This is a genomic window from Streptomyces sp. NPDC088745, from assembly GCF_044751045.1.
In the GTDB taxonomy this organism is placed as follows: Bacteria; Actinomycetota; Actinomycetes; order Streptomycetales; family Streptomycetaceae; genus Streptomyces; species Streptomyces cremeus.
Genome location: NZ_JBIVLB010000008.1, coordinates 394318 through 419277, shown reverse-complemented (window position 1 = coordinate 419277; position 24960 = coordinate 394318). Strand labels below are relative to the sequence as shown.

General features: G+C 71.6%; 17 protein-coding genes. 2 read left to right on the top strand and 15 right to left on the bottom strand.

Features of this window, described 5'->3' with window-relative positions:
- Window positions 1-15 precede the first annotated feature (15 nt).
- From ACIP93_RS23250 to galE, 5 genes are all read right to left on the bottom strand, one after another.
- Window positions 16-609 carry a hypothetical protein gene (locus ACIP93_RS23250; protein ID WP_401761370.1) on the bottom strand — a complete coding sequence of 198 codons (594 nt, stop codon included), beginning with the start codon at window positions 607-609 and terminating at the stop codon, window positions 16-18.
- Window positions 610-744: 135 nt separating this feature from the next.
- A complete protein-coding gene (locus ACIP93_RS23245; RefSeq protein ID WP_401761368.1) occupies window positions 745-2028 on the bottom strand; it encodes a glutamate-5-semialdehyde dehydrogenase in 1284 nt (427 codons plus the stop codon).
- Between the two features lie 352 nt (window positions 2029-2380).
- On the bottom strand, window positions 2381-2884 hold the full coding sequence (locus ACIP93_RS23240) for a hypothetical protein (protein WP_401761367.1): 504 nt from the start codon (window positions 2882-2884) through the stop codon (window positions 2381-2383).
- A gap of 171 nt (window positions 2885-3055) precedes the next feature.
- A complete protein-coding gene (gene proB, locus ACIP93_RS23235) occupies window positions 3056-4207 on the bottom strand; it encodes a glutamate 5-kinase (RefSeq protein WP_401761365.1) in 1152 nt (383 codons plus the stop codon).
- 262 nt (window positions 4208-4469) lie between these two features.
- Window positions 4470-5444, bottom strand: coding sequence for a UDP-glucose 4-epimerase GalE (galE, locus tag ACIP93_RS23230; protein WP_345223036.1), 975 nt, complete (start codon window positions 5442-5444; stop codon window positions 4470-4472).
- A 251-nt stretch (window positions 5445-5695) separates the two neighbouring features.
- Here galE and ACIP93_RS23225 point away from each other — a divergent pair, with 251 nt between their 5' ends.
- Both ACIP93_RS23225 and ACIP93_RS23220 read left to right on the top strand, forming a co-directional pair.
- Complete coding sequence (locus ACIP93_RS23225; RefSeq protein WP_401761364.1) at window positions 5696-8554, top strand: CDP-glycerol glycerophosphotransferase family protein; 2859 nt, start codon at window positions 5696-5698, stop codon at window positions 8552-8554.
- Window positions 8551-9696: a glycosyltransferase family 4 protein gene (locus tag ACIP93_RS23220; protein WP_401761362.1), complete on the top strand. Its 1146-nt coding sequence runs from the start codon at window positions 8551-8553 to the stop codon at window positions 9694-9696. Before ACIP93_RS23225 ends, ACIP93_RS23220 begins: the two co-directional genes overlap by 4 nt.
- Before the next feature lie 177 nt (window positions 9697-9873).
- On the opposite strand, the gene ACIP93_RS23215 is transcribed toward ACIP93_RS23220, so the two are convergent.
- The 10 genes from ACIP93_RS23215 to ACIP93_RS23170 form a co-directional block, all read right to left on the bottom strand.
- A complete protein-coding gene (locus tag ACIP93_RS23215; RefSeq protein WP_401761361.1) occupies window positions 9874-11478 on the bottom strand; it encodes a glycosyltransferase family 2 protein in 1605 nt (534 codons plus the stop codon).
- A 615-nt stretch (window positions 11479-12093) separates the two neighbouring features.
- Window positions 12094-13533, bottom strand: a complete 1440-nt coding sequence (obgE, locus tag ACIP93_RS23210) for a GTPase ObgE (protein ID WP_401761360.1) — start codon at window positions 13531-13533, stop codon at window positions 12094-12096.
- 180 nt (window positions 13534-13713) lie between these two features.
- The gene (rpmA, locus tag ACIP93_RS23205) at window positions 13714-13971 is read right to left on the bottom strand and encodes a 50S ribosomal protein L27 (RefSeq protein WP_018103204.1); all 258 of its coding nucleotides are present in this window, start codon (window positions 13969-13971) and stop codon (window positions 13714-13716) included.
- 11 nt (window positions 13972-13982) lie between these two features.
- Window positions 13983-14303, bottom strand: coding sequence for a 50S ribosomal protein L21 (gene rplU / locus ACIP93_RS23200; protein WP_189824244.1), 321 nt, complete (start codon window positions 14301-14303; stop codon window positions 13983-13985).
- A gap of 195 nt (window positions 14304-14498) precedes the next feature.
- Window positions 14499-15578 (bottom strand): iron-containing alcohol dehydrogenase family protein, encoded by a 1080-nt coding sequence (locus tag ACIP93_RS23195; protein WP_401761358.1) that lies wholly within the window; start codon window positions 15576-15578, stop codon window positions 14499-14501.
- Window positions 15566-16303: a sugar phosphate nucleotidyltransferase gene (locus tag ACIP93_RS23190; protein ID WP_401761356.1), complete on the bottom strand. Its 738-nt coding sequence runs from the start codon at window positions 16301-16303 to the stop codon at window positions 15566-15568. Before ACIP93_RS23190 ends, ACIP93_RS23195 begins: the two co-directional genes overlap by 13 nt.
- Window positions 16304-16504: 201 nt before the next feature.
- Entirely contained in the window at window positions 16505-17413 is a 909-nt protein-coding gene (galU, locus tag ACIP93_RS23185) for a UTP--glucose-1-phosphate uridylyltransferase GalU (RefSeq protein WP_401761355.1), read from the bottom strand.
- Window positions 17414-17664: 251 nt separating this feature from the next.
- Window positions 17665-22323, bottom strand: a complete 4659-nt coding sequence (locus ACIP93_RS23180) for a ribonuclease E/G (RefSeq protein ID WP_401761353.1) — start codon at window positions 22321-22323, stop codon at window positions 17665-17667.
- Between the two features lie 226 nt (window positions 22324-22549).
- On the bottom strand, window positions 22550-23362 hold the full coding sequence (locus tag ACIP93_RS23175) for a TIGR03936 family radical SAM-associated protein (RefSeq protein WP_345223013.1): 813 nt from the start codon (window positions 23360-23362) through the stop codon (window positions 22550-22552).
- Window positions 23363-23628: 266 nt separating this feature from the next.
- On the bottom strand, window positions 23629-24876 hold the full coding sequence (locus ACIP93_RS23170) for a hypothetical protein (protein WP_401761350.1): 1248 nt from the start codon (window positions 24874-24876) through the stop codon (window positions 23629-23631).
- Window positions 24877-24960 lie beyond the last annotated feature (84 nt).

Below are 24960 nucleotides of genomic sequence, written 5' to 3'. Positions count from 1 at the left end.
TCGGTTCCGGCGGATTCACGGCGTGCGGGGATGCGCGGAAACGGCCGGAGCCGTGTATTCCGCGGACGCCGAAGGAGCGTTGCCGGGGACAGCGGGCGGGATGGCGTCGACGCCACTCGTGGATGCGGGCGCGGGCGCCTGCCCGTCGCGGCTGCCGGAAGCCCCCCGGTAAACGGCGGCGAAGGCGAACGCCACCATGCCGATCCCCATCAGCACGGCGAGGACCCAGGCGACCGGCCGGTGCCAGCGCGCGGAGTTGCGGTACGGGCGCAGCGTGCCGCCGTACGGTCCGTAGGGGCCGGGGTGGGCGGGGTTGCCGTAACGGTCGTAACCGTCCGTGTCGCCGTAGGCGAAAGACCCGTCGCGCATCTCGTACGGCGAGTCGTCGTCGGGCGGCAGCCGACCGGCCCAGGCGCGGGCGGCATCGGCCTCCGCACGCGCTTCGGCGGCCGCCAGCAGGCGTTCCACCGCACTGGGTTCATGGAACTCGGCGGCTTTGACGAAGTCCTCGTCGAACACCACGGTGGCGAAGTCCTCGTCCGCGCCCCCGCGGTCGTCGTCGGGTTCCCAGCCATCCGGGAACGGCTTGCCCTCCACGTCGTCCGGCACTCGTTCAGCGTAGACCCGGACGGTCGTTTTGGGCAGAGAACGGACACAGGAGGCAGCAGAGTTGACGACGCGGGGGCGGGCGCGACAGTGCGGACGGACACACGTGACAGTGTGAGGGAAACGCACGCAACGGTGTCAGCGGATGTGACCGTCGCCGGTGACGATGTACTTGGTGGACGTCAGCTCCGGGAGTCCCATCGGCCCGCGGGCGTGCAGCTTCTGGGTGGAGATGCCGATTTCCGCGCCGAAGCCGAACTGGCCGCCGTCGGTGAACCGGGTGGAGGCGTTGACCGTGACCGTCGTGGAGTCGACGAGCTGGGTGAAGCGGCGGGCCGCGCCCTGCGAGGTGGTGACGATGGCCTCGGTGTGGCCGGAGGACCAGCGCCGGATGTGGGCGACGGCGTCGTCCAGGGAGTCCACCACGGCGGCCGCGATGTCGTACGACAGGTACTCGGTTTCCCAGTCGGACTCGTCGGCCGGTACGACGGTGGCCTTGGAGCTCTCCGCGTGCGCGAGAACGGTGGCGTCGGCGTGCACGGTCACACCGGCGTCGGCGAGGGCGTCCAGGGCGCGCGGCAGGAAGGCGTCGGCGATGTCCCGGTGCACTAGGAGTGTCTCGGCGGCGTTGCAGACGCTCACCCGGTGCGCCTTGGAGTTGATGAGGACGTCGACCGCGGTGTCGATGTCGGCGGCCGCGTCGACGTAGACGTGACAGTTGCCGGTGCCGGTCTCGATGACCGGGACGGTGGACTCCTCGACGACGGTGCGGATGAGGGAGGCGCCGCCGCGCGGAATGAGCACGTCGACCAGGCCGCGGGCGCGCATCAGCTCCCGTACGGAGTCACGGGACTCCCCGGGCACGAGCTGCACCGCGTCGGCGGGCAGCCCGGCCTCTTCCAGGGCGTCCCGTACGACGCCCACCAGCGCGGTGTTGGAGGCGTACGCGGAGGAGGAGCCGCGCAGCAGTACGGCGTTGCCGGACTTCAGGCAGAGGGCGGCGGCGTCGACGGTGACGTTGGGGCGTGCCTCGTAGATGATGCCGACGACGCCGAGGGGGACGCGCACCTGTCGCAGGTCGATGCCGTTGGGGAGGGTGGAGCCGCGGACGACTTCGCCGACCGGGTCGGGCAGGGCCGCCACGTCGCGCACGTCGGAGGCGATCGCGCGCACCCGTTCGGCGGTGAGGGTGAGCCGGTCGACCACGGACTCGGCCGTGCCCGCCGTACGGGCGCGCTCCACGTCCCGCGCGTTGGCCTCGACGATCTCCTGGGTGCGGGCGAGGAGGGCGTCGGCGACGGCCAGGAGGGCGGCGTCCTTCGCGGCGCGCGGGAGCGGGGCGAGCCCCGCCGCGGCCTCACGGGCGCGGGTGGCGGCGGTGAGGACCGGGGAGAGCTCGGCGGGGGCGCGGTGCTGGGTCATGGGGGCAGCGTAATCCCGTGCCGCGGGGTGTCCGGGAGGTGTTTCGGAGTCCGAGACGGGCGGGACACGCGACGGGGCGGGCCGAGGGAGGCGACGACCGAGGGCGGGGAGGGGCTCGGGGGAGGCTGCGCCGAGGCCCTGATGCACTCTCGCCGGCTCGCCCCCCAGCGCGCAGCGGCCCCGCTTCTGGCACGCCCGGACCGTTCCCTTACCGCGCACCGGGCTGCCCCGCTGATGTGCCCGGACCGTTTCTTGGCGCGCGCCGGGGTGCCCGGCCCGCTCCTGCGAGCTGCTTCAGCCCCCGAGGGAGCTCCACAGCAGCGACAGGGCGGACCGGGGAGCCGAGAACGCATCAGTACGGGTGCACGCCCACCGGGGCGGCCGGGGGCGGTCCGTACCCCTCGGCCACACGCTGGTGATAGGTGTGGCGGTCGATGACTTCGAGGCCGACGATCTCCCACGGAGGCAGTTTCGCCGTGGAGCGGTGTTCGCCCCACAGTCGCAGGGCGACGGCGGCCGCGTCGTGCAGATCGCGGGCCTCTTCCCAGTAGCGGATCTCCGCGTGATCGCTGGCGTAGCGGCTGGTCAGCAGGAAGGGATGGTCGTGTGCCAGCTGTTCGAGGCCGCGTCTGACCTCGGCGAGCGGCGTCTCGGCGCCGGAGACGCTGAGGGTGATGTACCAGAGGCGTGACACCTCGGGGTCCTGTCGCCGGACGGGCCGGGTCTGCCGGTCCGTCTCCGTCTCCCGGCCCTCGCGGGTGTCTGCGCCGTCGTCGAAGTCAGTGCCCGCCCCGACGCTCGTCAGAGCTCGCTCGGCTGTACCTCGGGGCGGCGTCCCCGGGCGCGCTCGTCTCACCGGCGGCCTCCTGATGCGTTTGTGTGCTGTACCCCCGCAACAAAGTTGACCAGTCCGGAGCCGGTTGCGGGCGGTTTTCCCGAAGGTCTCCACCGGGAGGCTGGACTTTTGGCCGTTTCGTGGACGCCCGGTGCACGCCACGAGGGTTTTGAGCGTCTGCTCACGAAGCTGTCAGCCGTGGAGCAGTACCAGGTCGTCGCGGTGCACGACCTCGCGTTCGTACGCGGGTCCGAGTTCCTTGGCGAGGTCGCGGGTGGAGCGGCCGAGAAGTTGCGGAAGTTCCTTCGCGTCGAAGTTGACCAGTCCACGGGCGACGGCTCGGCCTGTGCTGTCGCGAAGTTCCACGGGGTCCCCCGCGCCGAACTCCCCCTCGACGGCGGCGATCCCTGCGGGCAGCAGCGACGTACGCCGCTCGACCACGGCCCGTACCGCACCGTCGTCGAGGGTGAGCGCACCCTGGGGCGTGGAGGCGTGCGCGAGCCACAGGAGGCGGTCGGCGCTGCGCCTGCCGGTGCGGTGGAAGTACGTACCGGTGTCGCGTCCGGCGAGCGCGTCGGCGGCGTGGGTGGCGGAGGTGAGGACGACGGGGATGCCCGCGGCGGCGGCGATGCGGGCGGCTTCGACCTTGGTGACCATGCCGCCGGTGCCGACGCCCGCCTTGCCGGCGCTGCCGATCTGGACGTGGGCGATGTCGTCGGGTCCGGTGACTTCGGCGATGCGGGAGGTGTGCGGCTTGGCCGGATCTCCGTCGTACAGACCGTCGACGTCCGAGAGAAGGACCAGGAGGTCGGCGCGGACGAGGTGGGCGACGAGGGCGGCGAGCCGGTCGTTGTCGCCGAAGCGGATCTCGTCCGTGGCGACGGTGTCGTTCTCGTTGACGACCGGCAGGGCGCCCATCGCCAGGAGCTGGTCGAGGGTGCGGTAGGCGTTGCGGTAGTGGGCGCGGCGGCTGGTGTCGGTGCTGGTGAGCAGGACCTGGCCGACACGGACGCCGTAGCGGGCGAAGGAGGCGGTGTAGCGGGCGACGAGGAGCCCCTGGCCGACGCTCGCGGCCGCCTGCTGGCGGGCGAGGTCCTTCGGGCGTTTCCTGAGGCCGAGGGGGGCGAGTCCGGCGGCGATGGCACCGGAGGAGACAAGGACGATCTCGCGGGCGCCGCCGCCGCGGGCGGTGGCGAGGACGTCGACGAGGGCGTCGACGCGGTCGGCGTCGAGGCCGCCCGCGGCGGTGGTCAGCGACGAGGAGCCGACCTTGACGACGACTCTGCGTGCCTCGCCGACGCCCTGCCTGGCGTCCTGATCCGGTCGTCCGCTTGCCCCTGCCACGTGCCTGCATCCCCTTGGTTCGCGTGCGCCGTGCCGCGCGCTGGTTTTTCGCGCGCGGTCACCGTGTCCCTGTCCGCGGCTCCCGTGCTCCGGGGCCGGCGGTCTCCCGCGTTCCGACTCCGGGGCTCCGGTGCCGACGGGTTTCCCGCAATGTACGGGAGAGCGGTGGTGCGGTGCTCGGCAGTTCCGGCCCCCGGACGCGCCGGCGGCGGGTCCCGGAGGTTTCCGGGGCCCGCCGTCAACGTGGCGCACGTGCGGGTGGTCAGCCCTGCGGGTGGCGGTGGCGCCAGCCGGCCCAGGCCGACTCGACCATGTCCCGTACGTCGTGGCCGGCTTCCCAGCCGAGTTCGGCGCGGATGCGGTCGGCTGCGGCGACGACGCGGGCGGGGTCTCCCGGGCGGCGCGGGGCGACCTCGGCCTTGATGTCGCCGTGGCCGCTGACCTCGCGGATGACGTCGATCATCTCGGCGACGGAGACGCCTTCGCCCTTGCCGATGTTGAGCACCAGGTGGGTCCCGGGGGCGGCGACGAGCTTGCGGGCGGCGGCGACGTGCGCGGAGGCGATGTCGACGACGTGGATGTAGTCGCGGACGCAGGTGCCGTCGGGGGTCGGGTAGTCGTCGCCGAAGATGAGCGGGGACTCACCGGCGTCGATGCGCTCGAAGACCATGGGGACGAGGTTGAAGGCGCCGGGGTCGCCGAGTTCGGGCGTCGCGGCACCCGCGACGTTGAAGTAGCGCATGCACGCGGTGGCCATGCCGTGCGCGCGGCCGACCGCCTGGACCATCCATTCGCCGGCGAGCTTGGTCTCGCCGTAGGGGCTCATGGGGAGGCAGGGGGTGTCCTCGGTGACGAGGTCGACGTCGGGCATGCCGTAGACGGCGGCGGAGGAGGAGAAGACGAAGTGCTTGATCCCGGCCGCGGCGGACGCCTCCAGGACGGTCTGCAGACCGACCACGTTCTCGCGGTAGTAGAACAGGGGCTGTTCCACTGATTCGCCCACCTGCTTCTTGGCGGCGATATGCACCACACCGGTGACACGGTGCTTGTTCAGTACGTCGTCCAGGAGCGCGCGGTCGAGCACCGAGCCGCGCTCCAGCGGAACGCCGGAGGGAATCCTCGCCTCCGATCCCGTACTCAGGTCGTCCAGCACCACAACGCTTTCCCCGCCGTCGGCGAGAGCCTTTACCACGTGTGAACCGATGTATCCCGCGCCACCCGTTACCAGCCAAGTCATAGAGGCACTATACAGAGGCCGATTGCTCACCGATCGGGGTATCTCTGGGCATGGGATCAGGGGCTTCACCCATGGGCTAGCCTGACGAGGACTGTCGAAATCCTTCGAGAAGATCCCTCAGGACTCATCAGTTGGCCCTCCCTCGCATACCCGCAGTTGTGAGGGGTCAGTAATCAAAACGTACCGAGGACGTGAAGACAGAGGTGGCCTTGTCAAGCCCGTCTCCCTCGCCGGACACCCTCCCGACGACCGTGCCGGACATCAGTGTCGTGGTCATCGTCTACAACGACGCCGAGCGCCTGCCGACGGCCGTGCAGTCGGTCCTGGACCAGACGTTGCACAACGTCGAGGTGATCGTCGCCGACGACTGCTCCACCGACGGTTCCTATGCCGTGGCCAGGAAACTCGCGGCCGAGCACCCCGACCGGGTCCGGGCGATCCAACTGGAGGAGAACAGCGGCGGCTGCGGTGAGCCACGCAACCAGGGTATCGCGGTGGCCCGCGGCCGCTACGTCATGTTCCTCGACAGCGACGACACACTCGAACTCAATGCCTGCCGCAACATGCTGGAGGCCGCCGAGAGCACCGGCGCCGACCTGGTGTCCGGCCTGTGTCTGCGGGTGCACGTCGACAGCAGGCACGGCAAGACGACCGAGTGGTACCGCTGGCTCTACAACTCCACGCGCACGCTGGACTCCGTCGCCGAACTGCCGGACCTGCTGGTTTTCGACACCCTGTCGACCAACAAGTGTTACCGGCGGGAATTCCTGATCGAAAGCAACCTCACGTTCCCCAAGCGGATTCACTACGAGGACCTGCTTTTTTCCGCGCAGGCTTACCTGGCCGCCTCCCGGATCACCCTGATCCCCAATACCGTCTACTTCTGGAACGTGGTCGAGAAGACCGAGAAGAAGTCGATCAGTAATCGCCGCAATGAAATCAATAATTTCGCGGACCGGGTGGAGATCCACCGGCGGATCGACAAAATCCTGAAGTCCCGTTCGATGGACGACCTGAAACTGCACAAGGACATCAAGTTCCTGAAGCACGACCTGGTCCTCTACTTGCGCGAGCTGCCGTTCCTGGACGACGACTACCGGCACGCCTTCGCCGGGATGGCCCGGGAGTACGTCCAGTCCTTCGCCCCCGAGGCGTACAGCGAACTGCATCCCGCCCACGCCATCTGCGCCTACCTCCTGCTGCAGGAGGACTGGGACAACCTGATGCCGGCCATCGACATGCTCCTCAACCGGAACAAGCTGACGATGCCGCTGGTGGAGAAGGACGGCCGGATCTACTGGTGCGCGGAGCACCTGGACGATCCGCACGCCCGCGCCCTGCTCGACGTCACCGACCTCGGCTACCACACCAGGCCGGTCGACAAGCTGGACCTGCGCAACAGCCTCACCCGCTACACGGAGCGCCCCACCGTCGTGGAGCTCGCCGGGGCGGTCGTCAACCCGCTGGGCAAGATCCTGCCGGAGGCGAAGCTGTCCGCCGAGGTCGTGCTCAAGGCCCGCCGAGCCAGCCTGCAGACGTTCCGCTTCCCCGCGCGCAGTGTGCGCGTCGACGGCGACCGGGTGCGCTGGGAGGCCGCTCTGCCGCTGGCGAAGGAGCTGCGCCCGCTCGGCGTCGTCGACGACGTGTGGAACGTACGGCTGCACCTGCTGGTCGACGGGAAGAAGACCGAGAGCGCGATCACCGTCGGCAACACCGACATCGAGCGCACCGGCATCATCGGCGTCAAGCCGCGGCTGACGCGCCTGGCGGGCGACCGCATGGAGGCGGAGGTCTCCGGGCGCGGTCACCTGGCGTTCCACATCGTGCAGCACAGCGCGGCCGCCCAGAGGGCCCGTGCGCTGATCCAGAACAACATGGACAGCCTGCCGGCGCGGATCGCCAAGACCACGTACCGCAAGGCCCGCAGCGTGCGCAAGGAGCTCAACTCCGGCGCCCGCAAGATCGACGGTTACCACCGCATGATCAGGGCGCTGCCCGTGCGCAAGGGCACCGTGGTCTTCGAGAGCCACCTGGGCAAGCAGTACAGCGACAGCCCGCGGGCGCTCTACGAGGAGCTGAAGCGGCGCGGCGCCCCGGTCCACGCGATCTGGTCGTACGCGGGCGCGAAGCCGAACGGTTTCCCCGGTGACGTGGAACTGGTCAAGCGCTGGTCCTGGAAGTACCTGAGGGCGCTCGCGCAGGCCGAGTTCTGGGTCGACAACCAGGGTTTTCCGCTGAAGCTGGCCAAGCGTCCCGAGACGACGTACATCCAGACCTGGCACGGCTCCGCGTTGAAGCGCATGGGCTTCGACGAGCCGGGCTACCGGCTGATGTCGGAGACGGAACAGGCCTCGTACCAGAAGTCGCTGGACCGGTTCGACCACTTCGTGGTGCGCACCGAGCACGACGTGCGCACTCTGGCGCGCGCCTACCGGATTCCGGAGTCCAAACTCCTGCGCACCGGCTACCCGCGCAACGACGCCCTGGTGAAGGGGCGTGACGCGACGGTGGAGAGTGCGCAGGTGAAGGAGCTGAAGGAGCGGCTGGGCATTCGTCCCGGGCTGCCGGTCGTGCTGTACGCGCCGACGTTCCGCGCCAACGCCCAGGGCAAGGTCCAGAAGTTCGAGTTTCCCTTCTCCGTGGAGGAGTTCGCGGACCGCTTCGGTGAGAAGTGCACCCTGCTGGTGCGCACCCACTACCTCAACCAGGTGGCGCTGCCGCCGGCGATGGCGGGCCGGGTCGTCAACGTCTCGGAGGAACCGGACATCACTCCGCTGCTCCTCGCGTCGGACGCGTTGATCACCGACTATTCCTCGGTGATGTTCGACTTCGCGCTGTTGCAACGGCCGATGGTGTTCTTCGCGTACGACTGGGAGGAGTACTCCCAGGACATCCGCGGCACATACTTCGACCTCCTCGGCACCGCCCCGGGCCCGGTTCCGCGCACCGAGGCGGAGTTGTTCTCCGTACTGGAGGACCTGGACGGCGTGCGTGCGCAGTACGGTCCGCAGGTGAAGGAATTCGTGGACCGGTACGGCGAGTACGACCACGGTGACGCGGCCGCGCAGATCGCGGACCGCTTCTTCGCAGGAAAGGGCCGCTCCCGATGACTCCACGCGACATCTTCTTCGTCGGCAATGAGGTCGACGAACTCGGCGGCGTGGCCCGCTGGCAGACCCAGATGGCCTCGCTGCTGGCCGAACGCGGGCACCGGGTCACCGTCGTGGGCATCGCGCCCGCCGACGTCGCCATGGATCTCGGGGAGAACCCTCCGTACCAGCGGGTGACGCTGTACGAGCAGCGTCCGCCCGGCCGCAGGCCGGTGCGCGGGCTGCGCGGCAAGGTCGACGTCGCCGCACGGCTGCACAACGCACGCCGGGACGCCGGAATGCGGGAGACGTCCGCGAAGCTGTCGCGGATGTTCCGCACGGCCGCACCGGGCGCGATGATCGTCGTCACCCAGGTGTGGGCGATGGAGTGGGTCGAGCTGGCCGACACGGCCGGGCACCCGGTCATCGGCATGAGCCACGAGAGCTACGAGTACTCGCGGCAGTCCTCGCGCTACGGGCGTGTGCTGAAGCACTACAAGAACGTCGACCGGCTGCTGCTGCTCACGCAGGAGGACGCCGATCTGTGGGCCGTCAAGGGGCTCAACAACGTGGGGTTCATGCCGAATCCGCTGCCGATGATGCCCGAGACGGTGTCTCCCCGTACGGAGAAGACGGTCGTCAGCATCGGCCGGCTCAGTCACCAGAAGGGCCTCGACATGATGCTCGACGCCTGGGCGGAGGCGGCTCCGCAGGTGCCGGGCTGGAAGCTGAAGCTGTACGGTGCGGGCGAGCTTGAGCAGTCGCTCAAGAAGCAGGCGACGGATCTGGGCCTGGACGGTTCGGTCGAGTGGGCCGGTCAGACCCGGGACGTGGTCGGTGCGCTGCACGGCGCTTCGGTGTTCGCGCAGTCCTCGCGCGGTGAGGGCTTTCCGCTGGCGCTGCTGGAGGCCATGGCGTGTGGTGTGCCGTGTGTGGCGTTCGACTGCGCGCCGGGTGTGCACGAGATCGTCCAGGACGGGGTGGACGGCCTATTGGCGCGCCCCGGGAACACTCCTGAGTTGGCCCGGCAGTTGGTGCGGCTGATGCAGGACCAGGAATTGCGGGACCGGATGGGCGATCTCGCCCGGGAGAACGTACAGCGGTACTCGCCGGAGTCGATCACCCGGCGGTGGGAGGAGCTCTTCGCGTTCCTGGAGCGCTGATTCCTCGGGCATCCGAGAGTGAAGAGAAGTACGAAGAGGGGCTTTTTCCGGACCTGTCGTCCGGGGGACGCCCCTCTTTCTCGTGTTTCTCGGGGTGCGGGCGTCGCATTTTCCGTGGTGTTGCGTCGCGTTTCCCGTCGTTCGGCCCCGCTTTCCCGTGGTGCGGCCTGCCGCGGTTCAGCGTGCCAGCAGCCTCTTGAGGCGGTGGCGGGCCACGTCCAGCACCCCGTGCAGCCCTCCGGCGATCCGCACCATCAGTGCGCCCCGCGGCGTCACGTGGATCTGGACGAGCAGGGGGCGGCCCAGCCGCGGGACGACCCGACGACGGGCCACGCCGGGGTGTGCGGCGCGCACTTCGGTGGTGATGCGCTCGCCGCCCTTGCAGATCACGTCGGCCTGGACGCGCCAGGACACCAGGCGGGCGGCATCGGCCAGGTCCTTGGTGGTCACGTCGAAGGTGGCCTGCCACCGGTCTTCGGTGCGGCGCAGGGGCTGTTCGCGGATCCTCGCGGGGAGGTCGTCGTGCTGGTCGGCCAGGCGCAGGACGGCCCGTTGCGGGTCCAACGGGCCGAGCAGGCCGTGGAGTTCCGGGATCGTCAGGGTGAACCCGAGCGTGTGCCCCACGGACACCGTGCCGTTGACGGTCACGGGCAGCTTTTCGGTGGGCAGTGCGGAGAGACCGTCGAGGACGACCTCGGGATGCCGGCCGGACAGCGTGGGCTCCCCCGCCGCGTTGGTGTACGAGGGGGGCAGCAGCCGAGGCGGTTGGGCGGCCAGGGCCATGACCCTGTCGAGTTCCACGGGCCGCGGCCAGGCCGTCAGGGCGCGGGCCAGCCAGCGGGACGGCGCCTCGGCGCTCTCGTAGGCGGTCGGGTCGAAGTCCGCGAGGTAGGTGCGGGCGTGCTTCCACCAGTCGGCCCGGTAGTCGGGGGCGCGCTGGGCGAGTTCCCGTACGTACATGGGCAGGTCGTAGTCGAGGAACTTGGTCTGGGCGGCGACCGCGAGGTCGGGCAGGTCCGCGGTGCGGAACACTTCGACCACGCGGCGGTGCGCCTCCACCCGGTGCTCCCAGTTGGCGAGGGTGGCGCGGCGCAGGGAGATGGAGAGTGCCGCGTCCGCGCGGCGTACGTGCCAGATGTAGACCGGGGTTTCGATGACGGCCATGCGGGGGGCGGCCGCGTACACCTTCGCCGTGAAGACGAAGTCTTCGTAGTGGAAGGGGCCGTCGGGGAAGACGGCGGCGTGCTCGGCGAGGAAGTCCCGGCGGTAGAGCTTGTTCACGGAGAGGGTGTCGACGAGGAATTCGGGGTGTGCGGTGATGCCCTTGAGGACGGTGCCCGGCAGGGTGGCGCCGGTGCTGGTGTCGTAGAGGGCGGGCGCCCACACGGTGTCGCGGTTCTCGGGCAGTTCGCGGCGTACGCAGCTTCCGGCGACGACGTCGATGCCGGGGGCGACCTCGGCGAGGAGGGCGTCGGCGGCGCCCGGCGGGTAGACGTCGTCACTGTCGAGGAACATGACGTAGGGGAAGGCCGCCGCGGTGATGCCGTCGTTGCGGGGACTGCCGCAGCCGCCGCTGTTCTGCGTCCGGTACAGGGGGCGCACTCGGGGGTGTCGGGCGGCGATGGCCTCCACGGCTTCGCGGGTGCCGTCGGTGGAGGCGTCGTCGACGACGATCACTTCGCCGACGGCATCACCCTGGGCGAGGGCGGACTCGACAGCCGTGGCGATGCGGTCCGCGTCGTTGAAGACGATGACGACCACGGTGATCTGTGCGGGGTGCACCCTGAATGCTCCTCATTGATGTCGCACCGGCCGTACCGACCGGAACTCTTCGCGCGCCGCTCCCCGGAGGAAGCGGGCCCCAAACTCCGGTGCAGCCGTCGTCACAGAACCGATGGCCGCACGGGGGTCTTCCAGGGTAGACGCCCTGCGTCGGGGATTCCGCTTTGCCGGTTTTCACTAGATCTCACGGCACCACCCCGGAAACCCTCGCCCAAGCAACCTTGAAGTGAACGTCGGTTCCCACTTCTCTTCACGCGTCGGCGGCAGCCCCCCTGCCGAACGACCGACACCTGCGTGCGCGTCGGCCGTCTCGCCGAGAACACGGTCCTGGGTCGGGCCCGCACCGCAGGCGTGGAACATGCACTCGGAGAGTATCTGCCGCACCTCGGCAGTGACGGCACACCGTCGCCCGGCTCGACGGCACGCCGAAATCCGGTATGCCGCAACGCCGGTGCCCGCAAGGACTTCTGTCCGCACGGCCGGCGCCCGGCGGCGCGGGCGGACGGGATCACGGAAAAGAGCCCGGCACCGAGAGGGAGGTCTCGGCGCCGGGCCCCTGTCTCACGTCGGACACCGACGGGAGGAACAGCCGACGAGCAAATAACTGACGATGCGTCAGAAAGGCTTGAACTCGTCGTATTCCTTCTGCGAATTGTCGCGCTCGGCCTCGCGGTCCTTGCGGCGGGTGGCCGCGGGGCGCGGGGCGTCGAGTCGGTGGTCCTCGCCGCGACGACCGAGCATCTCGGCGCCCGCCATGACGGTGGGCTCCCAGTCGAAGACGACCGCGTTCTCCTCGGAGCCGATCGCGACGGCGTCGCCCGCGCGGGCACCCGCCTTCATCAGTTCGGTCTCGACGCCCAGGCGCGAGAGGCGGTCGGCGAGGTAGCCGACGGCTTCGTCGTTGTTGAAGTCGGTCTGCTGCACCCAGCGCTCGGGCTTCTCGCCGCGCACCCGGAAGACGTTCTCGACCTCGTCCTTGACGACCTTGAAGCCGCTGTCGTCGACCGCCTTCGGGCGGATGACGATGCGGGTCGCCTCCTCCACCGGCTTGCGGGCACGCAGCTTGGAGATGCCCTGGGCGAGGGCGAAGGACAGTTCCTTCAGGCCCACCCGGGACACGGCGGACACTTCGAAGACCTTGTAGCCGCGGGCTTCGAGTTCCGGGCGGATCATGTCCGCGAGTTCCTTGCCGTCGGGGATGTCGACCTTGTTGAGGACGACGAGGCGCGGCCGGTCGTCCAGGCCGCCGTACAGCTTGAGCTCCTCCTCGATGACGTCGAGGTCGGAGATGGGGTCGCGGTCGGACTCCAGCGTCGCCGTGTCCAGGACGTGCACCAGGACCGAGCAGCGCTCGACGTGCCGCAGGAACTCCAGGCCCAGGCCCCGCCCCTCGCTGGCGCCGGGGATCAGACCGGGGACGTCGGCGATGGTGTAGACGGTGGAGCCCGCGGTGACGACGCCGAGGTTGGGGACCAGCGTGGTGAACGGGTAGTCCGCGATCTTCGGCTTGGCCGCGGAGAGCACCGAGATCAGCGAGGACTTCCCGGCGCTGGGGTAGCCCACCAGGGCCACGTCGGCGACGGTCTTGAGCTCCAGGACGATGTCCGCGAACTTCCCCGGCTCGCCGAGCAGCGCGAAGCCGGGGGCCTTGCGCCGGGCGGAGGACAGGGCGGCGTTGCCGAGGCCGCCGCGGCCGCCCTCACCGGCGATGTAGGTGGTGCCGTGGCCGACGAGGTCGGCGAGGACGTTGCCCTCCGTGTCGAGGACCACGGTGCCGTCCGGCACGGGCAGGATCAGGTCCTGGCCGTCCTTGCCGGAGCGGTTGTCGCCGGCGCCGGGCTGGCCGTTGGTGGCCTTGCGGTGCGGGCTGTGGTGGTAGTCGAGCAGGGTGGTCACGGCCTGGTCGACGACGAGGATGATGTCGCCGCCGCGGCCGCCGTTGCCGCCGTCCGGGCCGCCGAGCGGCTTGAACTTCTCACGGTGTACGGAGGCGCAGCCGTGGCCTCCGTTACCCGCGGCGACATGCAGTTCGACGCGGTCCACGAAGGTGGTCATGGGTGTCCTCCAGTACAGGTAATGCGGAATGTCTACATACGTAACACGCCGAGGGCGGACACGCTTCCCCGTAGCCGGGAAAGAGCGTCCGCCCTCGGAACATGCGGTGTGTCGCTCCGAGCACCTCGTGGAGGCACTCGACCGAGCGCCTCTGCGAGGTGCTCGGGAAAGCAGGCTTGTTCAGCCGGCGATCGGAACGATGTTCACGACCTTGCGGCCACGGTGCGTACCGAACTCGACCGCACCGGCGGCGAGAGCGAACAGCGTGTCGTCGCCACCGCGACCGACGCCCGTGCCCGGGTGGAAGTGGGTGCCGCGCTGGCGGACCAGGATCTCACCGGCGTTGACGGCCTGGCCGCCGAAGCGCTTGACGCCGAGCCGCTGAGCGTTGGAGTCGCGACCGTTCCGAGTGGACGATGCGCCCTTCTTGTGTGCCATGTCTCAGTCCCTTACTTCGCAGCCGTGGGGATACCGGTGACCTTGATCGCCGTGTACTGCTGGCGGTGACCCTGGCGACGGCGGTAGCCGGTCTTGTTCTTGTAGCGGAGAATGTCGATCTTCTCGCCCTTGTGGTGGTCCACGACCTCGGCCGTGACCTTGATCCCGGCCAGGACCCACGGGTCGCTGGTCACGGAGTCACCGTCGACAACGAGCAGCGTCGAAAGCTCGACCGCGTCGCCAACCTTGGCAGTGGAAATCTTGTCAACCTCAACGATGTCGCCGACAGCAACCTTGTGCTGGCGACCACCGCTGCGCACGATGGCGTACACGCGGATCTCACTTTCACTCGAAGACGGGACCCCTGATGCCAGCCGCTTCCGGCGCGAAACAGGACGAGCGGCCTCTCCCGCAGGCACCGAAGTGATCCGGGAGGGGGTTGCTCAGGGGTTTGGCGCACAAAAAGACGCCGACGGTCAAGGTTACGGGGCCCCGACCGGCGGGTCAAACCGGGCTGACGCCCGCCGTCACGGCTGCCCACCCGACGCGCCGACGGCCTTCACCAGGGAGTTGTACGCGTCCCTGATGCCGTTCTCCGACAGATCGAGGTGCTCCAGGATGGTGAAGCGCCCCGGCCGCGTCCGCGGCGCGTACCGGACGGCCGCCACGAACTCCTCGACGGTGAAGCCGATGTCCCCGGGCAGCACCGGCAGGGCGTGCCTGCGCAGGACGTCCGCGAAGAGACCGGCCTCCTCGTGCGCCCCGCGCAGGTGCATCGCGAAGACCGCGCCGATGCCGACCTGCTCGCCGTGGAGCGCCGAGCGCTGCGGGTACAGCAGGTCGAAGGCGTGGCTGATCTCGTGGCAGGCGCCCGATGAGGGCCGGGTGTCGCCGCTGATCGACATGGAGATGCCGGACAGCACGAGGGCTTCCGCGAGCACGGTGAGGAAGGCGTCCTGGGTGATGTCGCCGGGGTGGCGCAGCACCGCCTCGCCGGCCTGCCCGGCCATGGCGGCGGCCAGGCCGTCGACCTTCTCCCCGTTGACCTGGTGGGAGAGTTCCCAGTCGGCCACGGCGGAGATGTTGGAGAGGGCGTCGCCGATTCCGGAGCGTACGAAACGGGGCGGGGCGTCCCGGATGACGTCGAGGTCGATGAGCATCGCGATGGGCGTGGGCACACCGTAGGAGCCGCGTCCGTCGTCGTCGTCCAGGATCGACACCGGGGAGCACAGGCCGTCGTGCGAGAGGTTCGTCGCGACGGCGACCATGGGCAGCCCGATGCGGGCGGCCGCGTACTTGGCGACGTCGATGATCTTCCCGCCGCCGAGGCCGACGACCGCATCGTAGCGCTTGCGGCCCTTCATCTCCTCGGCGAGCCGCACGGCCGCGCCGATGGTGCCGTCGGTGACGGGGTACCAGTCGGCGTCCGGCAGGACGGGCGCGAGCCTCTCCTTCAGCGCCAGGCCCGAGCCGCCGCTGATGGCGACGGCGAGCGCGCCCGAACCGGAGATCCGCTGGTCCGCGAGGACGTCAGCGAGGCCGTCGAGGGCTCCGCAGGAGATGTCGACGGCGACCGGCGAGGGGATCAGCCGGGTCAGTACCGGCATGCGATCTCCCGGCCCCTGGCGAGGTCGTCGTGGTTGTCGATCTCGACCCACCGCACGTCGCCGATGGGGGCCACGTCGATCGTCATGCCGCGGTTGACGAGCTCCTGGTAGCCGTCCTCGTAGTACAGGTCGGGGTCCCGCTCGAAGGTCGCCTTCAGGGCGTCGGCCAGCTCGTCGGCGGCCTCGCCCTCGATGAGGGTGACGCCGATGTACTCACCGGTGGCGGTCGCCGGGTCCATCAGCTTGGTGATCCGGCTGACGCCCGTGGCGGGGTCGACGATCACCTTCATCTCCTCGTCGGCGAGGTTCTTCACCGTGTCGAGGGCGAGGATGATCTTCCGGCCGTCGCCGCGGGCGGCGAGCAGGGTCTCCTCGACGGAGACGGGGTGGACGGTGTCGCCGTTGGCGAGGACGACACCGTTCTTGAGGACGTCGCGGGCGCACCACAGGGAGTAGGCGTTGTTCCACTCCTCGGCCTTGTCGTTGTCGATGAGCGTGAGCGTGACGCCGTACGTCTTCTCCAGCTCCTCCTTGCGCGCGTAGACGGCCTCCTTGCGGTAGCCGACGACGATCGCGACCTCGGTGAGGCCGACCTTCGCGAAGTTCCCCAGGGTGAGGTCGAGGACGGTGGTGTCGCCGTCGACGGGCACGAGCGCCTTGGGCAGCGTGTCGGTGTGGGGACGCAGACGCCGTCCGGCGCCCGCCGCCAGTACCAGGCCGATCATGGGGTTCTCCTTCGTGCGGTCGTGCGGGGTGTGCGTGGTCGCGCGGGGGTCGTGCGGTCGTGCAGGGGTGGTGGTGCGGGGGTGCGAGGGTGGTGCGGGGCAAAGAGTACGGGGCGGCCTCCCCCGGTGGTACGAGGGTGACCGCCCCGAGAGGCGTCCCGCGAGGGCGCCGTGGCTCCGTCGCGGACTGCCGGAGGAGGACTACATCTCCTCCGCGACGTAGCCGCGCAGCCACGTCTTGAAGTCCGGGCCGAGGTCCGCGCGCTCCGCGGCGAGGCGGACGATGGCCTTCAGGTAGTCGCCGCGGTCGCCCGTGTCGTAACGGCGGCCCTTGAAGACGACGCCGTGCACGGGGCCGCCGACCGCCTCGTCGGCGGCCAGCGTCTGGAGGGCGTCGGTGAGCTGGATCTCGCCGCCGCGGCCGGGCTCGGTCTTGCGCAGCACCTCGAAGACGGCCGGGTCCAGGACGTACCGGCCGATGATGGCGAGGTTGCTGGGGGCGTCCTCGGTGGCGGGCTTCTCGACCAGGCCGTTGATCCTGACGACGTCGCCCTCGGCGGTGGCGTCGACGGCCGCGCAGCCGTACAGGTGGATCTGCTCCGGGTCGACCTCCATCAGCGCGACGACGCTGCCGCCGTACGTCTGCTGGACCTCGACCATGCGGGCGAGGAGCGGGTCGCGGGGGTCGATCAGGTCGTCGCCGAGGAGGACGGCGAAGGCCTCGTCGCCGACGTGCGGGGCCGCGCACAGCACCGCGTGGCCGAGGCCGCGCGGGTCGCCCTGGCGGACGTAGTGCATGGTCGCGAGGTCGCTGGACTCCTGGACGCGCGCGAGGCGGTCGGCGTCGCCCTTCTTGGTGAGCGCCGACTCCAGCTCGTAGTTGCGGTCGAAGTGGTCCTCGAGGGCGCGCTTGTTGCGGCCCGTGATCATGAGTACGTCGGAGAGTCCCGCCCCGGCGGCTTCCTCGACCACGTACTGGATCGCGGGCTTGTCGACGACCGGCAGCATCTCCTTGGGAGTGGCCTTGGTCGCGGGCAGGAAGCGGGTGCCGAGCCCTGCGGCCGGGATGACGGCCTTGCGTATGGGGCGAGGGGTGGCGCTGTTGCTCATGAGGTTTCGAACTCTCCGTTGTTCAGGGTCATTTCACGGCCTTCGGCCCCGGGCCCCGATCGGATGGCCGGGCAGGGCCCCGGGCGGATCTCGGACAGGTCCCGGATACCAGGGTGGCCAGCGCCCGATCGGCGCTGGCCACCCGGTTCCGGCCGAGGCCGGTTCCGCTGGGTACTGCGAGTACTGCTGGTACTGCGAGCCCTGCTGGTGCTGCTGGCGCCGCCCCGGGATGCGGGCGGACCGGTGGAGCGTCAGTCCTGCGCGGGGGCGGACACGGAGGGGAGCGTCTGCTCCGCCGCGGCCGTCTTCTTCGCAGTCTTCTTGGCCGCCGTCTTCGTGGCCGTCTTGGTCGCCGTCTTGGCGGTCTTGGCGGCCGTCTTCTTCGCGACGGTCTTCTTGGCGGCGGTCTTCTTGGCCGCCGTCTTCTTCGCCGGAGCGGCCTTCTTGGCGGCGATCTTGCGTGCCGTCTTCTTGGCCGGGGCCGCGGCCTCGTCGCCTTCCGACGCCGCTGCCTCGGTCACCGCTGCGTCCGTCACCCGTGCGTCCGTCACCGATGCTTCCGCCGTCGGTGCGTCCGTCGGCGCTTCGGCAACCGGCGCGTCGGACGTCTTCGCGGCGGACGCCGACGGTGCGGCGTCCACGACGAGCACGGCCGCCTCGGTGGACCCGGCGGGCGACCCCGCCGGAGCGGTGGCCTTCCGGGTCGCCCTGCGGCGGGCCCGCGGCGGCGCCGCGTCCGCCACGGGAGCGGCGGGAGCCGCGGCGGCCTCCGCCGCCGGAGCGGCCGGGGCCTCCTCGACCGGGGCGGGAGCGGCCGCAGCCGACTCCACCGCGGTTGCCTCGGCGGCCGGAGTCTCCTTCGGGGCGCCGGCCGGAGCCGACGCCTTGCGGGTCGCCCTGCGACGCCCGCGCGGCGCCGCGGCGGTCTCCTCGGCCACCTCCTGGGCGACCGGAGCCTCCTGGACGACCGGAGCCTCCTCGGCGACCGGAGCCTCTTCCGCGGCCGGGGCCTCGGGGGCCTGCGGTGCGGCCGCCTTCGCCTTCATCGGCGACGCGTTCTCGATGTAGTCCGCCGGCGAGGTCCTGCCGCGCGGAGCACCGGCCGGGGCCGACGCCTTGCGCGAGGCCCGCCGACGGCCGCGGCCGCGGGTCGCGGCGGCCTCGGCCTCCGCGGCGCTGCTGTAGAGCTCCTCGTCCGGTACGAAGTCCGGCGAGGGCAGCGCGACCGGCGCGGCCACCTCGGCGGCGACCTCCGCCTCCGTCTCCACCTCCAGGGGCTCGTCCGCGTGGTGGTCGTGCCCGTGACCGGAACCGTTGTCCGGGGCGGAGTGCTCGGAGTGACCGGCACCGGAGGCGTGCTCGACGTGCTCGGCATGGTCGGCGTGCTCGGAGCCGCTGCCGCCCTTGCCGCGCTTCTTCGAGCGCTTGGAGCCGCCACCGCCGCCCAGGGCGGTCGGCTGCTCCATGTGCACGATGACGCCGCGCCCGTTGCAGTGGACGCAGGTCTCCGAGAAGGACTCCAGAAGGCCCTGTCCGACCCGCTTGCGGGTCATCTGCACGAGGCCGAGCGAGGTCACCTCCGCCACCTGGTGCTTGGTGCGGTCGCGTCCCAGGCACTCCAGGAGGCGCCGCAGCACCAGGTCCCTGTTCGACTCCAGGACCATGTCGATGAAGTCGATGACGACGATGCCGCCGAGGTCGCGCAGCCGCAGCTGGCGCACGATCTCCTCGGCCGCCTCCAGGTTGTTCTTGGTGACGGTCTCTTCGAGATTGCCGCCCTGCCCGGTGAACTTGCCCGTGTTGACGTCGACGACGATCATCGCCTCGGTCTTGTCGATGACCAGTGAACCGCCGCTGGGCAGGTAGACCTTGCGGTCCAGCGCCTTCATCAGCTGCTCGTCGATCCGGTACGTCGCGAAGACGTCGACCTCCGACGTCCACCTCGACAGCCGGTCCGTGAGGTCGGGGGCGACATGGGCGACGTATCCGTGAATCGTCTGCCAGGCGTCGTCACCACTGACGATGACCTTGGAGAAGTCCTCGTTGAAGATGTCGCGGACGACGCGGACGGTCATGTCCGGCTCGCCGTAGAGCAGCGTCGGGGCGTTGGACGCGCCGTTGCTCTTCGCCTTCTGCTGGATGTCCTCCCACTGCGCCTGCAGTCGCTCGACGTCGCGGCGCAGCTCGTCCTCGCTGGCGCCCTCGGCGGCGGTGCGCACGATGACGCCCGCGTCCTCGGGGACGATCTTCTTGAGGATGGTCTTCAGCCGCGCCCGCTCGGTGTCGGGGAGCTTGCGGCTGATGCCGGTCATGGAGCCCTCGGGCACGTACACGAGGTAGCGGCCCGGCAGGGACACCTGGCTCGTCAGACGTGCGCCCTTGTGGCCGATCGGGTCCTTCGTCACCTGTACGAGGACGGACTGGCCGGACTTGAGGGCGGTCTCGATGCGGCGCGGCCCGTGGGCCATGCCGAGCGCCTCGAAGTTGACCTCACCGGCGTACAGGACGGCGTTGCGGCCCTTGCCGATGTCGATGAACGCGGCCTCCATGGAGGGGAGGACGTTCTGCACCTTGCCCAGGTAGACGTTGCCGACGTAGGACGTCGACTGCTCCTTGTTGACGTAGTGCTCGACGAGGATGTCGTCCTCGAGGACGCCGATCTGGGTGCGCTCGCCGTTCTGGCGGACGACCATGACGCGCTCGACGGCCTCGCGGCGTGCCAGGAACTCCGCCTCGGTGATGATCGGGACGCGGCGGCGGCCCTGCTCACGGCCTTCGCGGCGGCGCTGCTTCTTGGCCTCCATACGGGTCGAGCCCTTGATGGACTGGACCTCGTCGAAGCCGGTGCCCGGCTCGCGCTCGGCCTCCTTCTTACGGGGCTCGCGGACCTTGACGACGGTGCGCTCCGGGTCGTCGGAGCCGGACTGCACCTCGTCGTGCCCGGAGTCGCCGCTGCGACGGCGGCGACGGCGCCGACGGCGGCTGCTGGCGGAGCCGGCCTGGTGCTCGTCGTCGTGGTCGTCGGAGTCGTCCTCGTCGGAGGCGTGCTCCACGTCCTGCTGCGGCTCGGGGGCGTCCTCGTGCCGCTTGTGGCCGCTGTCGCGCTCGTTGTCGTTGTCCTCGACGTCGCCGTGCTCCAGGGCCTCGCCCCGGCGGCGGCGACGGCCACCGCGACGGCGGCGGCGGGCACGACGGTCGTCGGGGTCGTCCGACTCGTCGTGGCCGTCGGCCTCGTGGCCCTGCGCGGTGTCCTCGTCGGCCGCGTCGGCTGCGTCGGCCGCGTCCTGCGGGGCTTCCCGGACCTCGGTACGGGGCTGCTCGGCCGGGGCGCTCTCGCCGCGCCGGCGGCGACGGCGGCGGCTGCCGGACTGCGCGGGCTCCGCCTCCTGCACGGGCGCCTCGACGACGGCCTCGGCCTCGGTGGTCTCTTCCTCGGCGTCCTCCGGCTCCGGCTCCTCGACCGGCGCGGAGGCCGCGGCCATGGCGGCGGTCTCCGGGGTCTGGAACATGGGCTCGGCGAAGACCGGCGCCTGGAAGACGGCGACGGCGGGCCGCTGGGCACGACGGCGCGAACGCGGCGCGCTCCCCTCGGCCTTCTCCTCGGCGGCGGGCGCGGCAGGAGCGGTCTGTTCGGCGGTGAACTTCGGGGTGGCGACCGGACGGCTCGCCCGACGACGGGTGCGGCCTCGCGGCGCCTCGTCCTCGACGGCCTCCTTCGCGGCTTCCCGCGGGGTCTCCTCCGCCGCTTCCCGCACGGTCTCCGGTACGGCGACGGGCTCGGCCGCGGCCGGGGCCTCGGCCTGCGCGGGCGCACCCGCCGGGGCGGTGGCCTTGCGCACGGCACGACGGCGCGTACGCGGCGCGGGCGCCTCCTCGGCGGCCGGTGCCTCCTCGACGGGCTGCTCCTGCTGCTCCGGCACGGCCTTCTCCGCCGCGGCCTCCTCCGGTACGGCGACGGGCTCGGCCGCGGTCTCGGCGGCGGCCGGCGCGGGCGAGCCCGCGGGGGCGGACGCCTTGCGCACGGCACGACGGCGGGCGCGGGGCGCGGGCGTCTCCTCGGCGGCGGTCTCGGCGACCGGGGCGGGCGTCTCGGCCACGACCGGCGTCTCCTGGGCGGCCGGGATCTCCTCGGCGGGGGCGGCCTCGACCGGGGCGCCCGCCGGGGCGGTGGCCTTGCGCACAGCACGACGGCGCGTGCGCGGCGCGGGAGCCTCCTCGGCGGCGGGCTCCGCTACAGGGGCGGGCTCCGCCACGGGGGCGGGCGTCTCCTCGGCCTGGGGCTGCTCGGCCTGCTTCTGCTCCGTTCGGGGCTGTGCGGCGGCACCGCTCTTGCGCGTGGCGCGGCGGCGCGGCGGCGCGGCGGCCTCGGCCGGGGCCTCGTCGGCGGCGGGGGCCTCCTCGGCGACGGCGGGTGCGGCGCCGGCCTCGACCGGGGCGCCCGCCGGGGCGGTGGCCTTGCGCACGGCACGACGGCGCGTGCGCGGCGCGGGAGCCTCCTCGGCGGCGGCCTCGGCGGCCGGGGCCTCGTCGACGGCCGGGGCGGCTGCCGGTGCCTTCTCGGCGGCCTGGGCGGGCGGGCCCGCCGGGGCGGACGCCTTGCGCACGGCACGGCGGCGCGGACGCGCGGGGGCGGCGCTGTCGCCGGTGCCGGCGTTCGCGGTGGTGCCGGTGGTGTCGGCGTTGGCAGCGTTGTTGGTGGTGTCGGTCACGGCACCCTCTCCGGCCGGTATGGCCGGAGCCGCGGCCTCTACGGTCTTGGCGGCATCCGACGGGTCCGGCTGGTCCTGCTGGGTCGCGCCGCCCCCGGGGGGTCCGGCGGGACGCGAGGCCGCGCGGCGCCTGCGGCGCGGCGGCAGGGTGTCGCTGGGCGAAGTGTTGTCGGCCTCAGCGGGGTCGATCGGCTCAAGCATGCGGGGTTCTCCCGTCGCGCTCCCGGGCGCCGCGCCTGGATCCGGTCCGGCCGCGGCCCTCGCGTGGTGCGGGGCCACCGTCCGGGGCGCGGGCGCCGCACGGGAGCTGATCTCTAGCTCGCCGGTTCCGTATGCACGAGACGTACGGCCTGGCGAAAGTCCGGTTGGTTACGCGGCCCGACCCAGGTGGCTCCCGAGTGCCAGGGCTGCGCTGCGGCGACTGTCCTTACGCGGAACCGGAACCTTCAGGCACCTTCGCGGCGGCGGCTGCGGGGGCTGTGGTAGAGCCTGCCTGCACTGCCTCGCGGTCGGGCGCGAGCGGGTCGGTCACCGTTCCGGACTCCTCGTCGAGAAGCCCCTGCGCCAGCCTGGTCACCGCTGCGGGGACCGGCGGCGCCAGGTCGGCCACAGCGTGGAGACCGGAAAGGACGTCGTCGGGTCGTACGGCGGGTGTCATGTGCCGCACTACCAGCCGCAGTATCGCACAGGGCTCCGCCGGGGGCCTATCGCCTGCCTCACCCTGCGGGGCGGCCACGCTCTCGGCGAGCGGTACGGCGGCCATCTCGACGACGGCCTCGCGGGCGTCGAAGCTGCGCATGCCGTTCTTGGTGCGGCGCTGGACCTCGACGGTCCCGGCGGCGAGGAAGGACTCGACGGCTTTGGCGGCCTGCTCGCCGGTGACGCCGTTCAGCCGCAGTTCCCAGATGGAGGCGGTGAGCCGGTCGGCGAGGCCGGAGGTCCGGGCCTCGACCGCGTCGACGATGTCGAGGCCGTCGGGCATCGACGCGTCGAGCAGCCCGCGCAGGGTCTGCGGGTCGCGGGGCGCGGTGAGGGCGATCTCCAGGTACTCCGCCTCGGAGCCGGTGCCGGTGGGCGCCGCGTTGGCGTAGCTGACCTTGGGGTGCGGGGTGAAGCCCGCCGAGTACGCCATGGGCACCTCGGCACGGCGCAGGGCGCGCTCGAAAGCGCGCTGGAAGTCTCGGTGGCTGGTGAACCGGAGGCGGCCTCGCTTGGTGTAGCGCAGTCGGATGCGCTGCACCGCCGGTGCGGGCGGCGGGCCTTCGGGCTGTCGCTTGCCCAGTGGTTCTTCTCCTCGGTGCGGGGCGGCGCGTCTTCCGCGCGCCCACGGGCCTGTGGGGTGTCCCCGTGCGGCGTCTCCCGTTCCGGTCCGGCCCTGCGGAGCAGGGGGCCTCGGTGGGGGTGCTGCGCCGGGGCAGTCTTTGTACTACCCAGAGTACGCGCCGGGGACCGGGCTGGTTCCCGGGGCAGGGGTGATCCACTCCTGCGGACCGTCCCGCACGGGGGTCAGGGGCGGGGCTTCTCCAGGAGCGGGGCGGACACCTCGGTCGGGCGCGCCGGGGCCGGGGGGCGCTGCGGGGAGCCGACGAGGCCGCGCCAGAGGTCGCGGCGGGTGTCGCGGAAGGCGGTGCGGGCCGCGCTGAGGGCCTCGCGGGCCGAACGGCCGGCTTCCGCGGCCGCCCGTCCGGCGGGCCGCCAGACGTCGTCGCGCAGCCAGTGGCCCACGGGGGTCATGACGGTGCGGTACGTCCAGGCGAGGGGGCGGCCCAGCGCGTTCCACGCCAGCCACTTCGCGGCGCGGCCGAGCGCCCGGGACACGTACCCGGCGACCTGCCAGCAGAGCCCGAGGGCGGCCCCGACCTCGCGGGCCAGCCACAGCACGGGCCGCACCAGCAGCGTCCGCACGCTCCACGCGACGGCCCGGCCGAGCGGGGTGAGCACCGCCCCGTACAGCCACCCGGCGGGGACCGCCACCAGGGTGCGGCCGGTCCACTTCAGGGCGGTCCACAGTCCGCGCGCGGCGGCGGCGAGCACGCTGCCGAGGTGGCGGGCCAGCCACCCGGCGGCCCGGCCGGCCGGCTCCAGCACCCAGGTCCACAGTGCGACCAGCGGTACGACCACCAGCCGGGCGACGAGGAACCGGAGCGCCGTCCACAGCGCGCGTCCCGCCGCCGCTCCCCCGGCGCCCAGCACCCGCCCCAGCCACCGCAGCCCGCGCCCCAGCGGCGTCAGGAGCCACTGGTGGACCCAGCGCCCGGGGGCGGCGACACCGTGACGCCACAGTGCCACCCACAGGGAGACGAACAGCAGCTCCGCGAGCGCTCGCAGTCCGTGGCCCAGCGGTGTCAGCAGGGTGCGGTGGAGCCACCGCGCCAGCGGGACGGCCACGTGCCGCCCGAGCGCCGCCCACGGTGTGACGAACACCGCTCGCCCGAGCCGCTTCAGGCCGTGTCCCAGGGGCGTGAGCACCGCCGCGTACAGCCACCCGGCGGGAATCACCACCAGGGTGCGTCCGAGCCGGGCCAGGGCGCGCCCGAGCGGGATGAGCACGGTGCGCCGCAGGAGTCCGCCGCCGGTGCGCACGAGGTCCCACACCACGCGTACGGGCAGGACGAGGACCAGCACCACGATCCGTACCGGAATCCGCACGAAGGCCGTCAGACAGCCCTCCTGCCGCACCGGCGCGGGCGCCGGTGGCGGCGCTGCCGCGGTGGCCGGCGCCGGTGTTCCGGGTGGTCGCTTGTCGAGATCCATGGCCGTTCCTCCCCCGTTTCCGTACAGGACGCCGCGGCGGCCTTTGTGGATGCTCTCGCGGCGGGACGGAAAAGGGCCCGGCCG